We start from the raw sequence: 13,897 nt of genomic DNA on the forward strand, positions 1-13,897 counted from the left end.
CCTCCTAATAATCTGATAACACTAATTCTAAGCGCTGAGCTTCTGTAATATCATCCGTAAAGGTACGGTAATTATGACCGCCAATGTTCAGGTTGATATGAGCTGGCTCTTTTCGGTTCAGTTTCATTTCGTGTTCCATAGCTCCACTAAATGCAACCGATGGATGCAAACTGTCAGAAATGGCAGAAATACCCGAACGAACATCCGCAAAATTCGGCAGTATTGACGTATTCTGGCTTAGAGTGTCCGAAATCCTGTCAGCAATCCCAATAACAGTATTTTTAACTGGTTTGAAACCATCAAGCAAACCGCCATTTAGACCTTTCATGATAGCATTACCGGCAGGAATTAAGAGCTTACGGTCATAACTGATAGGTCCTTTATTCTTTCGAATCCAATCCGCAATACCCCCAACAAATGACTTGACACTTTCAAAGGCTGATTTAAGACCGTTCAAGAAACCATCGATGATAGCCCGACCTGCTGCAAAGAGGTCGATGTTTCTCAAACCATCAAAAGTTGATCTGACGTTATTGACCGTATCTGAAACACTTTGTTTCAAATCTTCCCACGCACGCTTGGCGCCTGATACAAGGTTATCAATTGTACTTTGGACGCTAGATTTAAGATTGTTCCAAGCATTAACAGCTGTAGATTTAATGCTTTCAACCGTTGTCGCCATGAATGACTTCAAATTCTCCCATGCACGCTTGGTACCATCTACGAGATTTTGAACAGTGTTCAAAACGCTAGTTTTTAGATTTTCCCAAGTAGTTGATGCCGTTGATTTGATACTTTCCCACGTTTGGCTCAAGAATTGTTTTGTGTTTTCAAAACTTGTTTTAACGAAATTAACCACAGCATTAACTACCGTTTCAAAAATCTGTTTAATTCCATCCCAAATTAGTTGAAAAGCATTTTTGATAGATTGCCATATGAGATCAATATCCGTTTTAAGCTGTGTAAAATTGCCAGTCACCAAATCGATGATAATCAGTAGAGCGCCCATGAAGATGGATTTAATGAATTCCCAAACCCCTTGGAACATCATCTTGATACCTTCCCATAAAGGTTCGATAAAGCCTTTGATACTGTTCCAAACTGATTCCCAAATACTTCTGATCGAATCCAATCCTAATTGGAACACGGATTGAAGAAACAGTAATGCTGTTTGAATCGATTCTAGGATAGCACTCCAGACAGTCATCGCAACTGATTTAATCGCCCCCCAAACAGTCTCCCAGATTCCTTTTAGATACTCCATACCTGTCGACAAAGCTGCCGAGAGAGAATCAATTGCAATTTGCAATATAGACTTAATGGCCTCCCAAATCGTTGAGAAAATTCCTTTGAACGATTCCCATGCTGCATCCCAATCGCCGTTGATTAAGGCCGTAGCAGTATCAATGATCCCTTTAATAACATCAAAAGCAGTTTGGATAATCGTTTTAATAATTTCCCAAACACCAGAAATAATCGGAGCTAAAGTGTTCCACGCTGCAGTAGCGACCGAAACAATAGTGTTCCATAAACCAGACATGAACGGTTCAATAGCCTGCCAAATACTCTTCACTGTTTCAACGACAGTAGAAACCACCGAAGAAATAATAGACCAAGCAGTAGACGCGACGGATGAAATTCTATTCCATAAGGCTGCAAAGAATTCTTGGAGCGATTCCCACACGCCTTTGATAGATTCGACGATTGGAGCGGTCTCAGCAACTAGCCAATCCCAAACCTCTGAAGCTTTTGATTTGATAAAATCCCATGCAGTTGCAAATGCTGATTTTATTGCCTCCCATGCAGAAATACAGATATTCCGGAACCCTTCACTCTTGGACCACAAGGTGGCAATTACAGCGATTAAACCGACCACAAGGCCGATGACCCAACCAATTGGATTGGACATAAACGCAGCACTCAAAACGCCCCAGGCGGCTGAAAGACCTCCTGTAACTGATCCAGCGGATGTTAGAGCAGTTCCTAATGATCCAATGAATCCAATCGCCCCACTAATCCAACCGCTGATTTTACTGAAAATATTCAATCCACCTAAAGCAGTTTTAGCTACTTTAGAATCATTGGCCATTAGCGTTAATGCTGAGCCAGCCGCTTGAGACCCGTTCTTCATACCAACTAATGCCCTACCGACGTTGGTTACATCGGTACCGAATTGCAAGCCTTTTTTAACAGCACCCGTAGTAGCAGTGAACGCTTTGAGGCCACCTGCTGCAACATTCATTGTAGGGCTTACTGATTTAAAGGCTAAAAAAGCTCCTGCGATCGATTGAATTTGCCCTGGAGATAATTTTGAAATGGCTTGCGCAACTTTAGATACAGCTCCTGCAATGGTATTAAAAGCTTGACCAGCATCCTTTCCGATATTAGCATTTCCGAAAGCACTTGCTACATTCTTAATAGCTTGCCAAACATCATTCAATGTTGATTTTGCAGTATCTAACGCACCAGTACTAGAAAAACCTTCGTAAAAACGTTTGACAGCATTATAGCCGTTTTCAAGAGTATTAGCGATATTCGATACTGTCGCCTCTATATCTATACTGTCTAAAAATTTATTTAAACCGTCTGCGAATTTGCTGAAATCGACATCGTCTAAAGCCTTGCCAACCGCTTTTACAGCATCAACCCCAAATTGATTCAAATGTGCAAAAGCTGGTTCCAGTTTATTAGATACTCCTTCTTTCAAGCCATCCATCGCTTGATCAACCGTCTTCGCTTCGGTCGCCATATTCTGAAAGCTTTTTGAATTCCCAGCCTGTTTGAAAGCCTCCGCAAATTCATTCGTTGACACTTCGCCAGCTTGAATTTTTGCGGTCAATTCTTCTAACGACATCCCCATTGTTTTGGCGACTTTCGCCATACCAGCAGGAGACTGTTCGACCATAAGTCTAAAGTCTTGCCATTGGATTTTTGGTTTGGTTAGTGCTTGTGTCATTTGTTGCGACAGTGTTTTCATGGCTTGGCTTGGGTTTTCTGCAGCAGATGCAAGTCCACCCATAGCAGTTACCAAACTTCCAGCATCTTTACGACCGATAGCAGCCATCTGTGCGAATGTAGAACCCATATCAGATGCAGAATAGATTGTCTGTTCAGCGTAATCTTTCATGTTAGCTTTGGCGCTCGCTATCTCCTGCTTGCCCCAACCTAAATCTTTCAAGTTCCCATCGAACGTTTTCCATGCCTTCGCAGAGCTCATCAACTCGCCGCCCATAGAGGAGAGTCCCGCACTAACAAGACCGGTCATCTTAGAAACCGCAGAGCTGACCAGATTAGCCCCCAACATGCTCTTAAACATGGAGGTTGCTTTATTGCTTGTTGAGTTAAAAAAGTTAGACGCTTTGTCTAGACCGGTGATTGCCTTATTGGCCTTATTTAATGTTGAGGTAAATGATTTATCAACGGCTGATAATACCGCTTCAACTGAGTATGATTCAGCCATTTAACCCTCCTTTCTAAACGTTGGCTTTTTTCAGCAAGCTATACAATTTGTCATCCTGTATCACACCCAAATCCATCTTGCCAGTAATCTTCTCGATAGCCTTTTCATGATCAAAGAAATCTTCGAATTTCTTAAAGACATAGACCTCATTCTTGCCCCTTTTCTTAGTCGCCTTAACTTGGCGATTGAGCCAAGCTTGTTGATGAAGATTATGCATGGTGTCGATACTTTGTAGAGCCTTTCCTGTCATAAGCAGGTCATACTCATACAAAGTCATTCGCCCGATAGCGTCCATATCTGTAATACCAAGAAAGCGAATGCAGTTGATGACAATTTGCTCGAAGGTTTCAGCCGAGCTTAACGGCTTTAGGCTTCGACCTTCTCCATTTCGCGCTTGAGATTGCCGATAAAGAGCTTTGACGCATTGGACTGTTCCAATTCTGTCTCAACTTCCAAGAATACCGCCTCGATATCCTCAACCTCATCCAAATAGTCACAAATCGCATCAAAACTTGGGCGAGGCTTCTCTGTAATCGTACCAACATGGAGATATTCAGCCAGTGTCGTAATCTTACGAGTCAACAATAATGGCGCCGTTGTTTCAAGACCCATTCCGAATTCACCACGATCATCTTTCATAACATGGCGCTTGTCCATTTCCGTTACAAACTTCACGCCAAACTTAACTTGATACGTTTTTCCTTTGATTTCCAATTGCATGTGTTTTTCTCCTTGCTAAAAAATAAAGCGCCCAATAACGGGCGCAACCTTATGAGCTCGATTTTACAGTTGTATCCTCAAAGACGTACTGCACCACTTGAGCCTGTTCTTCAGTCAAAGTGGCATTACCTGAGGCGCCAACACCATTGATACCGAATTCCATTTCAAGCTCAACCAAATCTTCTGCATTCTTGGTCTTGTTGAATGAGGTAATATAGCCTTGATAATAAGTCGCTGGATATTTTTCAGCAACCTTAGCAGCACCTTTTTCGATTTCCCAAATTTCCACCAAATCACCGTTATTCATGGCTTGTTCCAGCTCTAGGACCAAAGGGTCGTTTTCAGCCATGATAGAGGTAGCGGACAATGTAACTTCAATTCCACCAATTGTCTGCAAGACCCCGTCTTTGGTTTGTGACGTGTTTGTGTCACGGCTCTTTTCTGAGCTATGCTCTGTTTGGAAAGCCAGCTTAGCAGCCGCCTTATTCGCCTGCTCTTTCAAAACACGAAAAAGCAAAATCGAATCAATACCTTTTTTTGCTGTTAGCATAATTACTCCTATCTCAAATTAAAAACAAGGGTCAACCTCGCCCGTTTGAGCGGGTCAACCGTAGTAGTATCGTCCATCATCTCGATAGACGATCGTGCAATGTGTAAGGACCAACGATATCCGTCTGTTACCTCAATGCCTAGCGCTTCATGATAGATACCCCCAGCCATATCAGAGACCTGCTTGCGCTTTTTCTGCAAGCCCCAGACACTAACAAGCAAGGTCACAGACCCCTTGATATCTGTCTTGTTTGGCACATGGTCCGTAGTCGTTGATTCTAACTCAACAAATGGATAAGGCACCCTGTCCATCGGCTTGTAATCATAGACCGAAAAACCGAGATTCCTAATCCGTTTGTACATTTCATCAAAAATTGATTGGTCTCTTGTTTTAATCATTTAACCAACCTTTCTAGATCTTTGACAAAGTCTTTTTTTACTTCGTCAAAAGCTGGACCAACGAATGGTTGGGCACTCATATATCGCGTACCTTTTTCTAGATAGGCGGAATAATGAGTGGTCGGACCAGCTTTCGCAGTCAGTTTGTTTGCAGAAATGGACAACTGCACCGAACGTCTCGTGGCACCAGTCGGTTTAACAAATTTCTTTCCCTCCCAGTGCCCACGAAATACAGCTTTTCTAACAATCGTGCGTTGTAATTTTGCGCCGTTTTTTTGGACAATGTCCTTTACTGCGTCCATTTTTTGAATCGCTTTAAGTTTCTGCCCTAGTTTATCCAAACCAACAAACTTCATCGTCGCTTTAACCAATGCTATTGTCTCCTTCTAGATACAACACACGACCATCCTGTTTGTCAGCGATGACCTTGTAATATTGATTATTGTAGGTACAATATACAAAGTCAATCTGCCTCGTTCTCTGCAAGTAGCAGACTTTTCTGTCTTTTTGATAATCACCAAAGACCTGTATAGACTTCTCAATGCCTAAATCAATAACCAAGCAAGGTAAAGTAATCACCTCGCCAGGCTTCATCACATGCTCGCCAAGGTCAGGATCATAGAACTCGCTACTCCCTTTTTCGAAGAAGATTCTATCCGCGTATCTCATAGCATTTTAAACCCCGCTTGGAAGTTGCTAGCAAACTGACGATGAATAACCTTGTCGTAGCTAGCAAAATCATCAAGGTCAAACGACATAGACAGCCCTTCGACCCCGTGACTTGACATTCCTTCCGAACCTAGCTTATTGAACCGCTTCACCATCACTTCAACGATGATGAATTCCAGAGAACTAGGCACAAATGCTTGATTGGTATAAGCCATGAAATGAGCTTCCGTGAGTTCCTGAATCACTTCCAAGAGATCATCTTGCAAGTTATCGGAAATTCCTAACAATGCCTTTACCTGCTTGATAATCTCCATAAGCTTACCCTTTCAATATTCTGATGATATCTTCTTTTTTCAAGTCATCCGAAAATTCCAGACCTTTTTGTCTTCCTAGCTCAATAAGTTCGCTTTTCTTCATTTTTGAAAAATCTAGCTCACTCGCCTGGCTATTATCTTCGTAATGACGACGTAATAGCATCCCCATTAGTTACCTCCGAAGCGTACCACTTTCGTATCGTCATAAAGATAAACACCATAATGCTCATCGCCTGTAATAACCGTAGTCTTTTTCAAGATGTCACGGTCAGTCTCAACAGCAACATCACGCTTCATGTTGAGCACGAAAGCGCCATAACGTGCATCGTCCTCTTGGTCTGTTGAACGTGCTGAAACAGCAACGATGAAACCTTGACCTTGTTCCACTTTCTTAGAACGCACAATCTCAACACCTAGCACCTCTCCGAAAACACCAGAGACGATAGCTTGAGCACCAATCTCAGACCCACGCAAGAAGTCTTTTCCTGCTGCAGTTCGTAGCTTCATAGCATCAAGCGGGTTAAAGATACCAACATAACGCACATCTTCCTCATCCGCAAAAATATCCAGAGCTTTTTGAATCGCTTCAAGCGTATTAGGAGCATCTGTTACGTGCTGAGTAGCCGTCTTAGCAACTGCGATGATGTCATTGTCAATCTTATCAGCAATAGCCAAACCGAGTTGACGAACAGCTTCACCGACTGGGTCGCCCATACCAGATAGGATAGCTTCATCCGTGATTTCATAACCTGTAGCGATTTTCTTAATGGTCATTTCGGTAGTAGTAGTTCCGAGCTTGTTAAGCGGAATTGCTTGACCTTCTGCTACTTCGGATGCAGCGCCTGTGTAAGTAAACTTAGGCACAGTCAATTTTGTACCAGGCTGACCAACAAGTGTTTGTTCAACAGTTGCTAGAGGCGTAAATTTCAATAACTTAGGCAATTTGGCAGAAATGTGATTAGCCATTACCTGTGGATTGATTAGATCCGCAATTTTAGTTTGTGTCATACTTTAATACCCTTTCGATAATTTCTCATATAGTTCTGGATCATTGCGTTGCAAGTCCAGTTGAGCACGATAGCTCATGCGATTAAATTGCTCTTGGGTAATACCAGCCGAAGTTGTTTGTTCAACTTTTTTCGGAGTCTTACCTTTGAGCATTTCACTGACTTTCTTGTCAGCGAGGTCATTCACTAATGCCGAAAAGCTCTCTACAGCATCTTGAGTGGCTTCTGCGGTGTCTTTGACGACAAAGCCTAGGATTTTATCATCAGCAACCAAACCGCTCTCAGCAAGCATTTTAGACGCTTCTTTTTCAAGACCACTACGGTTGATTTTAGCTTCCAGTTCAGCGATGTAATCAGCCTGTTTTTTGGCTTCATACTCTGCCTTCTGTTCAGCGTTCATCTTACGCAACTTCTCAGCTTCATCCATCTTTGCTTGGTACTCCCTTTCAGCAGCACGCTTGGCTTTGCCTTTTTCCTTCTGGATGATAGCATCAAGCTCAGCCTGTGTGAATGTTTTTTCAGTAGTTTCAGCCGTTTCCGAGGTGTCGACTGTCTCTTTTTCGGTTTCAACTACTGCGTCTTTAATATCTTCTGCCATACGGCACCTCCCTTTTAAGTCCTGAGTGGACTGATAGCCTTAGCTTTTAATGTCATCAAAGTTTGGACAAAATAAAACCGCATCGAATTCGACACGGTTTATCGCTTACAAAACCATTTTTTCTTTTGTGTAATTTCGCGGTAATAGCAACCTAAAGTTTCGATATCTGTTTCTATCTTTTGAAACTTGGCATTAATCGTTTGCGTATTTTGAGAAGCTAGGTAACGATCATCAGCAATATACTTATCATGCGCCTCTACTTCCTTGCGCAAAAGAAGCATTTCTGTCTCCAACTTGTCAATAGTTTTACAAACGCCATCAAGCGCTAATGCTAACTCATGATAGTGGTATTTCTTCCGCATTCGTTTGTTCATCATTATTTTCCTTTCCATGTTTTCGATACTGCCTTTATTAATCCTACGATGAAGACTGCCCAAATCGTCAAGATCAATGCAGCCAACGCTGACAAAAATAAAAAGCAGATAAACTGCCATAACATCTCTAACATTTGTATCTCCTGTTTAAGAGTAACAAAAAAAGCACTTAGATTGCTCTAGGTGCTATTCTTCTACAATTTCAAATTCTTCAGATGGGTATAAATAATCTTCACCAGATTTATCGATTACTCGGTACCATCCTTGCTCAATTGAAATAATTTCATAAATTTTTCCATTATCCAAAGTATGAGATTCGGTTTTTCCAATGTACCTAGCTTTCATTATAACCACCTCTTGATTTTAAATTCAACTTTACCTACATTCTTCGCTTGATACCAATGGGCTTCTATTTTTCTACCATCAGACAAGATTGCATGACCTTTTACTTTTTGCCAATCTTTTGCTTTACCGCCATGCACTCTCACTAATCGGCGGATATCATCTATTTGTCTTCTGACATCTTTCCCGGCAATAACTTCAACATTTGTGATTGTACTACCTCGCTTAATTAAATAATCACCTCTAACAGGATAATCAGATTTAACATAGATATCTCTAGCCATAGCACTTAGTGAATGTGGGAGTTGGATATCTTTCATCTTAATTGTATCACTTCTTGGTTCAATATCAAGTAATTTACGGTTATCGTTCAGACCTTCACGGTCAACTGAATAATAAGCCCCTGTCGTACAGCGGCAGTTAGGGTGGAAAGGTGGTGCATTGTAGCCTGGCGCCATCGCTGACACTTTATGATGAGTACCGTTCAAAGGAGCGCAGACACCACAAGCGCCACTTTCAGCGATAATCTCATACTCATCAAAGCCGTTAGCCTCATAGTTTAGCCTCTGAGCCTCTGAATAGACTCTCGCAGTCTCAGTTACCGCCAACCGTCTTGCATAGCTGTATGATACCTTAAATTCCCTCTCAATCTGTTTTATCAATGGTGTTGTGCCATGACCACGTAAGACCGTATCAGCAACAGCCTTTTTCACAACAGATCGTAGGGCATCTTGTCTTTTCCAGATGGTTTTATCCCATCTTGCACCGTGAAAGTTAGCATAGATGATAGCTTCCGTTTTAATCTTTGGTGTCTCGTAACTTCCTAGTGTCTCTTTCAAAATCCCAGACGAATAGAGATGCTCACGCCTATTAGCGTTAACCAATTGCTTATGCGTCTCTTCAAATTCATCTAGGTTAAGCTCATACATGTGTAGCTTCAGATTAGCTTGTAAGACCTCCAAACGGCTTGTTTTCATCTTGAGGTTATAAAGCCTCATCAAATCATTCTCAGCCTTAGTAAAGTAAGATGCATCAACTATCTTACCACTAGCACGTAAACGCTCAGCACGTTCTACCAACTGTTTAGCTTTAAATCCTACCAACGTCACATCAATCTTGTCAGCTTGTTTTTGAGCTTCTAACTTGGTAATACCGTTTCTATCTGCATAACGTTGCCAAAACCCATCGATTTCATTCTGGATATCTCTGATATGTTGCTGATAGACTGCTTTTAATTGCGCTTCAAACTCAGCATCTGACCTAGCTCTAACAGCTTCTTCAAGCTCATACCGCTCGCGCCAATAATCAATCGACATCGGCCATCACTTCCTTGCTTTCATCGTCTACTGGTTGATTATCAATATCAGCAAAACGCTGATTGATCTCCATTTCTTTCTCAAGCAAGCTAGAGCGCTCAGCTTCTTTATCCATTTTATCAAGCTCTTGCTTGGGATTGTCAACAATAGACAATACAGACAATTTAGTTTCATCCGATACCTGACCTGACAGCTGAGCTACTACTTGCGCTTCTTCTAGGATATTGCGTGGCACGTTCCGGGTGAATCGGTACTTGATACCAGTCCAACCATTGCTCGGGACTTTTGCCATCGGCACGTTAAAGACAATCTCGTACAATCGGTTGAAAGCAGACTGCATTTTGCGGTCTTTCATCTTGGCTAGATTATCCATAGCTTGTAATTTAAACGCTAGGGCAGTCCCTGAAGCATTTCCAAAGTCTTCCTCAGACAGATTCGCAACCATGGACACTGCAAAGATGGACTCTTTGAGCAACGCGATCAAATTTTCTTGAGTTGTGTCTGAGTTTGGCTTTTCTAGGAATCCAACATCAGGTAATGGTCCGTCCGAACCATTCTTCCACAAGTTAAAGATACGATTTTCGCGAATTTGGCCTGCCATATCTTTATCTAGCTCAACGCCAACTATTTTAAGATACGCATCAGCAAAATAATCAACATCATTAGCTTTCTCGCTTGCAGCCTTGTTTAGAGCATTGATAAGTGTCTTAACGCTGTCGAAGATTCCTTGGCGTTCCTCATTCTCAACCAATTCAACGACTGGCAATCTGCCGTAGATGTGAGATGTGCGTTCTCCGAACGTGACGTCCCCTCCCTGTTGAAAAGTTGCGTCAATGACTTCCGACGCAGTGATAACCTGTCCATACCCAGTTGCCGCACCTTCTTCAAATGCGTACCGAACCGCAAACAACGGATTTTCTTGAATACTGTTGTCGTGGACGATGAGCATATTGACTGGGCTATTGTAGGTTGTCCTCGTATTTCCTTCTTCATCCTGATAGACATATAGAAAAGCATGGCCGAAAACATCTGCAATCTTGGCTAGCTCAAACTCGCTATCTTCCATGTCATTCAATTTGCGGAAATCATCAATGAATTTGCTTGTAGTATCATCATCATGCGTGATTTTAACCGGGACACCGATTTGATAGCCGCTGAACGTATCAACGATGTACTTAGCATAATTAATGACAAGCCTGTTATCCGGCTTCCATGGATCTTTAGGACCGCCTTTTAAGATACTATGATTGGACATGTACATGTCTTCGTTCTCAAAATAGTCCTTAAGCAATTTTGAACGATGCAATTCAACAGCATCTGACACTAACTCTGGCGTAATTTCTTCCGCCGATGTTGTCATTAACTTGCGTTTGTTTATGCTAACTAGCGACATTAAAAACCTCCTTTGAATAATTTGATTTTGCTACCAACCCCCTGGAATTTTGAATAAATAGCATATCGAAGTGCATCTAGCACATCATCGTTCTTCTTTTCCGGTTCGCCGGTTTTCTCATTCCAGACATACTGATAGACTTCATCCTTGAATTTTTCAACCTTTTCCGAGCAAACAAAAAAGCGACATTGTTTCATCAACTTAGCCACTTGTTCAATACCGCTCAAAACAGACTTATCCGCATTCACACATTTTAGATGCTCCCGTTCAAACCGTGCGACATGTTCAGGTCGGGCGGAGTCTGCATAGAAATAGATATTTCCATAACGAGATTTGATGTCTTTAGCAATCTCCACCCAGTAATCAATTTCTTGGTACTGCGCCGAGTATTCTTCTAAAAGGTAGACTCTACCATCTGCCGTTTGTCCACAAACAACAATAGACCCATGGTGTTCATATCCCCAGTCAACACCAGCATAATAGATTGTGATGTCGTCTGTTGGAATGTCCTTGCTAGATATGAGCATATCTTCCTTGAAATCACGATAAACAGCCCCTTCACCGCTGACCCAACGACCGTAGATACCACGTTCTGTAAACATACCGCTCGGCGTTGTTGCAATAAGGTTCTCAATGTAGCGCTGATTTAAGAAGGTATTATCGAATATCGTAAAATGATTGGCGATAATACTCTTGTCATCTGCTTTGTCAATATAATCTTTTTTCAGCCAGTGATTTGGATGGTCTGGGTTAGTGTCGCAAATGATACGAGCGCCAAAACCTGAACAACGTTTGCGGATTTCATCAAAGACTTCCTTGTTGGCTAGCGTCGCTTCGTTGATATAAGCTCCATATGCCGTCATACCACGGATGGCACGCAAACCAGCTACCGAGCCTGTAAAGGTCGTAACCACATACACGCCAAAGAGAGTAAAATTCCCGTGCTTATCGAATTTAAAATCAATACCATATTTCTCTGATAGTTCCTGCAAGATGTTAGTCCGCAAAGTACCAGCACTAGTCGCTCCAAGGATGTACATAGGATTGTCAACACCACAAGCTTTAGCATTTCTTTTCGCTCTGCGCAACTCCATGAGGAACAGATCATTGTCCAACTGAGTCTTACCTGCACGGACGGCTCCATGGTTGATCATCATGTACCAATCTTCACGCAAGGCTCGTTTTAAGATGCTGAGTTGTTTATCGTGGTACAGTCTATCAATTCCCATTTATTTCCTCTTCTAGCTTGTCAAATAGCTTGTTTAGGGCTAGTTCTGTTCGATTGACATTCTCGCTATCAGATAGCATTTTAACTAAGCTATCAGCCGACTTTTGTTTTTCCTTGATTCTCGGAGGGACTTCCTCAATGCTAGTAGTACCGTTGACCGAAGTCACAACCTCGAAATCAGTTTCTTCTCCTCGTAATACTCTTGTGTGGAATTGCTTTATTTCGACCAAGGAAGCTATTGATAGTTCTGTACTACGTTTATCAAAGTTTTGCTTTAATATTTTGATAACTTCTTGGACGTGAAAAAAGTCAAGTTTTGTCAAGAGTTGATTAGATATTTGCTTAGCTGTTTTATTTGAATATCCCGCCTGCCGCGCCGCTTCCGTACCATTCTTAAATCCACTAGAAACATAAGCGAGTATAAACTGCTTCTGCTTTTCTCTTGCCGATGGCCAATCTGACATCAGCTTGATTGCATCGCTAGTTAGCTCGTCAATAATTTGTTGATGTCTATCAATGTCCATCACCTCCTTTGCAAAACAAAAAGCCACACGATTGTGTGACTAGAACCACAAGTAGAGGATTCGAACCTCCATCTCTGGGTTATCAGCCCAGCGCTTTGCACATGCGCACCTCCTTGGCACGTCTACCAATTACTTACGCTTTAAGCTAACTTGTCATACAGGAACAGCAGGATTCGAACCTGCACATAGCGTATTGCCGTAGACGTCATACAGACCTGCTCAGGGCGCTACCCTTGCCGATTTCCAATCTGGCTCATGTTCCCAGAAATAGATACCGAGTTCGATTTCATAAGGAGATTGGTTGTCAATTAATTATGACTCGAAATGTAATTGTTTATCTCTTCTCGGTATCCGATAATACTATAATATCACATTTATCGGAGCTTTTTTCCGCGGTTTTTCCGCTATTTTTCCGCTACCAAACAACTCCCACGATACAATTCAGCGAATGCTAACAGAGCATCAGAAATCATATCATAGTATTGGCTTTTCTCGTATCCAATTTCCTCTCTAATCTCAAAATGCGTTTTTGGGCAATTAACCATATATTTATCGTGTAACATTCGTCGGTGCATCGGATCTAGTAAATGAGTGACAGCGTATTCGATTGCTTCGAGTTCAGCTTCAGCATCAGTCTTATTAATTGCTAATCGTTCAACTGGTCTGCTTGGATTCCCGTGAGCTTGTCTTGGTTCGAAAGTGTACACTGCAGTCACTTTCTGTTCGCCAACATCATTGGCAATGCGCCGCCAACGTGGGTATTCTTTCAATTTTCGTTTAGCGTTTCTGATTGTTTGTTTTTCGTCTATTTCAGGAAAAAAAGTCATCAGCCACTCCTTTATGTTATAATAGATACGGAATACGAACATAAGGGAGCGGAGACGCTCTTTTTTTGTGTGCTTTTTATTAAGATCAAAAATTTAACGCCTTCCTGAGCGGTCGCCACCAATCTCACAGCGCAGGAGCCTGTTATCCTTTCGTTAGTGGGTGCGTCTTCCACTTTA

18 protein-coding genes and 2 tRNA genes are annotated in these 13,897 nt (G+C 42.0%); all 20 read right to left on the minus strand.

Translation table 11 applies throughout. From position 1 onward, the window contains the following. Positions 1 to 4: 4 nt before the first annotated feature. On the minus strand, positions 5 to 3,460 hold the full coding sequence (locus tag ACEE75_RS09915; protein WP_449164773.1) for a tape measure protein: 3,456 nt from the start codon (positions 3,458 to 3,460) through the stop codon (positions 5 to 7). A 13-nt stretch (positions 3,461 to 3,473) separates the two neighbouring features. Continuing rightward, positions 3,474 to 3,755 carry a hypothetical protein gene (locus ACEE75_RS09920; protein WP_174852730.1) on the minus strand — a complete coding sequence of 94 codons (282 nt, stop codon included), beginning with the start codon at positions 3,753 to 3,755 and terminating at the stop codon, positions 3,474 to 3,476. A gap of 71 nt (positions 3,756 to 3,826) precedes the next feature. Beyond that, complete coding sequence (locus tag ACEE75_RS09925; protein WP_449164774.1) at positions 3,827 to 4,180, minus strand: tail assembly chaperone; 354 nt, start codon at positions 4,178 to 4,180, stop codon at positions 3,827 to 3,829. Between the two features lie 49 nt (positions 4,181 to 4,229). Continuing rightward, positions 4,230 to 4,730: a phage major tail protein, TP901-1 family gene (locus ACEE75_RS09930; RefSeq protein WP_449164775.1), complete on the minus strand. Its 501-nt coding sequence runs from the start codon at positions 4,728 to 4,730 to the stop codon at positions 4,230 to 4,232. 8 nt (positions 4,731 to 4,738) lie between these two features. Further along, a complete protein-coding gene (locus ACEE75_RS09935) occupies positions 4,739 to 5,128 on the minus strand; it encodes a phage capsid protein (RefSeq protein WP_449164776.1) in 390 nt (129 codons plus the stop codon). Then, positions 5,125 to 5,499, minus strand: coding sequence for an HK97-gp10 family putative phage morphogenesis protein (locus tag ACEE75_RS09940; protein WP_306455673.1), 375 nt, complete (start codon positions 5,497 to 5,499; stop codon positions 5,125 to 5,127). Before ACEE75_RS09940 ends, ACEE75_RS09935 begins: the two co-directional genes overlap by 4 nt. Continuing rightward, the gene (locus ACEE75_RS09945) at positions 5,492 to 5,797 is read right to left on the minus strand and encodes a hypothetical protein (RefSeq protein WP_449164777.1); all 306 of its coding nucleotides are present in this window, start codon (positions 5,795 to 5,797) and stop codon (positions 5,492 to 5,494) included. The genes ACEE75_RS09940 and ACEE75_RS09945 overlap by 8 nt, the downstream gene beginning before the upstream one ends. Continuing rightward, entirely contained in the window at positions 5,794 to 6,111 is a 318-nt protein-coding gene (locus ACEE75_RS09950) for a phage head-tail connector protein (RefSeq protein ID WP_449164778.1), read from the minus strand. Before ACEE75_RS09950 ends, ACEE75_RS09945 begins: the two co-directional genes overlap by 4 nt. A 4-nt stretch (positions 6,112 to 6,115) precedes the next feature. Next, positions 6,116 to 6,274: a hypothetical protein gene (locus ACEE75_RS09955; protein ID WP_449164779.1), complete on the minus strand. Its 159-nt coding sequence runs from the start codon at positions 6,272 to 6,274 to the stop codon at positions 6,116 to 6,118. Between the two features lie 5 nt (positions 6,275 to 6,279). Continuing rightward, positions 6,280 to 7,119: a N4-gp56 family major capsid protein gene (locus ACEE75_RS09960; RefSeq protein WP_449164780.1), complete on the minus strand. Its 840-nt coding sequence runs from the start codon at positions 7,117 to 7,119 to the stop codon at positions 6,280 to 6,282. A 3-nt stretch (positions 7,120 to 7,122) separates the two neighbouring features. Continuing rightward, positions 7,123 to 7,716: a DUF4355 domain-containing protein gene (locus tag ACEE75_RS09965; RefSeq protein WP_449164781.1), complete on the minus strand. Its 594-nt coding sequence runs from the start codon at positions 7,714 to 7,716 to the stop codon at positions 7,123 to 7,125. Positions 7,717 to 7,814: 98 nt separating this feature from the next. Further along, positions 7,815 to 8,210, minus strand: coding sequence for a hypothetical protein (locus ACEE75_RS09970; protein ID WP_449164782.1), 396 nt, complete (start codon positions 8,208 to 8,210; stop codon positions 7,815 to 7,817). Between the two features lie 66 nt (positions 8,211 to 8,276). Then, positions 8,277 to 8,435: a hypothetical protein gene (locus tag ACEE75_RS09975; protein ID WP_354368825.1), complete on the minus strand. Its 159-nt coding sequence runs from the start codon at positions 8,433 to 8,435 to the stop codon at positions 8,277 to 8,279. Next, entirely contained in the window at positions 8,435 to 9,748 is a 1,314-nt protein-coding gene (locus ACEE75_RS09980) for a minor capsid protein (RefSeq protein ID WP_449164783.1), read from the minus strand. Before ACEE75_RS09980 ends, ACEE75_RS09975 begins: the two co-directional genes overlap by 1 nt. Then, on the minus strand, positions 9,738 to 11,141 hold the full coding sequence (locus ACEE75_RS09985) for a phage portal protein (protein WP_449164784.1): 1,404 nt from the start codon (positions 11,139 to 11,141) through the stop codon (positions 9,738 to 9,740). The genes ACEE75_RS09980 and ACEE75_RS09985 overlap by 11 nt, the downstream gene beginning before the upstream one ends. Next, positions 11,141 to 12,370, minus strand: coding sequence for a PBSX family phage terminase large subunit (locus ACEE75_RS09990; protein WP_449164785.1), 1,230 nt, complete (start codon positions 12,368 to 12,370; stop codon positions 11,141 to 11,143). Before ACEE75_RS09990 ends, ACEE75_RS09985 begins: the two co-directional genes overlap by 1 nt. Then, positions 12,360 to 12,893 (minus strand): terminase small subunit, encoded by a 534-nt coding sequence (locus ACEE75_RS09995; RefSeq protein WP_449164786.1) that lies wholly within the window; start codon positions 12,891 to 12,893, stop codon positions 12,360 to 12,362. Before ACEE75_RS09995 ends, ACEE75_RS09990 begins: the two co-directional genes overlap by 11 nt. 45 nt (positions 12,894 to 12,938) lie before the next feature. Further along, positions 12,939 to 13,048, minus strand: a tRNA-Ile gene (locus ACEE75_RS10000). 3 nt (positions 13,049 to 13,051) lie between these two features. Next, positions 13,052 to 13,156 (minus strand) — tRNA-OTHER (locus ACEE75_RS10005). A gap of 141 nt (positions 13,157 to 13,297) precedes the next feature. Continuing rightward, positions 13,298 to 13,720, minus strand: coding sequence for an ArpU family phage packaging/lysis transcriptional regulator (locus ACEE75_RS10010; RefSeq protein WP_105106956.1), 423 nt, complete (start codon positions 13,718 to 13,720; stop codon positions 13,298 to 13,300). Positions 13,721 to 13,897 lie beyond the last annotated feature (177 nt).

Source organism: Streptococcus sp. 11273D007BT, assembly GCF_053547195.1.

What these genes read in the sequence shown, in the direction of transcription:
- ACEE75_RS09960 (WP_449164780.1), bottom strand. Translation starts at nt 7,119, where the DNA reads ATGACACAAACTAAAATTGCGGATCTAATCAATCCACAGGTAATGGCT.
- ACEE75_RS09985 (WP_449164784.1), bottom strand. Translation starts at nt 11,141, where the DNA reads ATGTCGCTAGTTAGCATAAACAAACGCAAGTTAATGACAACATCGGCG.
- ACEE75_RS09930 (WP_449164775.1), bottom strand. Translation starts at nt 4,730, where the DNA reads ATGCTAACAGCAAAAAAAGGTATTGATTCGATTTTGCTTTTTCGTGTT.
- ACEE75_RS09980 (WP_449164783.1), bottom strand. Translation starts at nt 9,748, where the DNA reads ATGTCGATTGATTATTGGCGCGAGCGGTATGAGCTTGAAGAAGCTGTT.
- ACEE75_RS09995 (WP_449164786.1), bottom strand. Translation starts at nt 12,893, where the DNA reads ATGGACATTGATAGACATCAACAAATTATTGACGAGCTAACTAGCGAT.
- ACEE75_RS09975 (WP_354368825.1), bottom strand. Translation starts at nt 8,435, where the DNA reads ATGAAAGCTAGGTACATTGGAAAAACCGAATCTCATACTTTGGATAAT.
- ACEE75_RS09970 (WP_449164782.1), bottom strand. Translation starts at nt 8,210, where the DNA reads ATGGCAGTTTATCTGCTTTTTATTTTTGTCAGCGTTGGCTGCATTGAT.
- ACEE75_RS09955 (WP_449164779.1), bottom strand. Translation starts at nt 6,274, where the DNA reads ATGCTATTACGTCGTCATTACGAAGATAATAGCCAGGCGAGTGAGCTA.
- ACEE75_RS09950 (WP_449164778.1), bottom strand. Translation starts at nt 6,111, where the DNA reads ATGGAGATTATCAAGCAGGTAAAGGCATTGTTAGGAATTTCCGATAAC.
- ACEE75_RS09990 (WP_449164785.1), bottom strand. Translation starts at nt 12,370, where the DNA reads ATGGGAATTGATAGACTGTACCACGATAAACAACTCAGCATCTTAAAA.
- ACEE75_RS09945 (WP_449164777.1), bottom strand. Translation starts at nt 5,797, where the DNA reads ATGAGATACGCGGATAGAATCTTCTTCGAAAAAGGGAGTAGCGAGTTC.
- ACEE75_RS09925 (WP_449164774.1), bottom strand. Translation starts at nt 4,180, where the DNA reads ATGCAATTGGAAATCAAAGGAAAAACGTATCAAGTTAAGTTTGGCGTG.
- ACEE75_RS10010 (WP_105106956.1), bottom strand. Translation starts at nt 13,720, where the DNA reads ATGACTTTTTTTCCTGAAATAGACGAAAAACAAACAATCAGAAACGCT.
- ACEE75_RS09915 (WP_449164773.1), bottom strand. Translation starts at nt 3,460, where the DNA reads ATGGCTGAATCATACTCAGTTGAAGCGGTATTATCAGCCGTTGATAAA.
- ACEE75_RS09935 (WP_449164776.1), bottom strand. Translation starts at nt 5,128, where the DNA reads ATGATTAAAACAAGAGACCAATCAATTTTTGATGAAATGTACAAACGG.
- ACEE75_RS09965 (WP_449164781.1), bottom strand. Translation starts at nt 7,716, where the DNA reads ATGGCAGAAGATATTAAAGACGCAGTAGTTGAAACCGAAAAAGAGACA.
- ACEE75_RS09920 (WP_174852730.1), bottom strand. Translation starts at nt 3,755, where the DNA reads ATGGACGCTATCGGGCGAATGACTTTGTATGAGTATGACCTGCTTATG.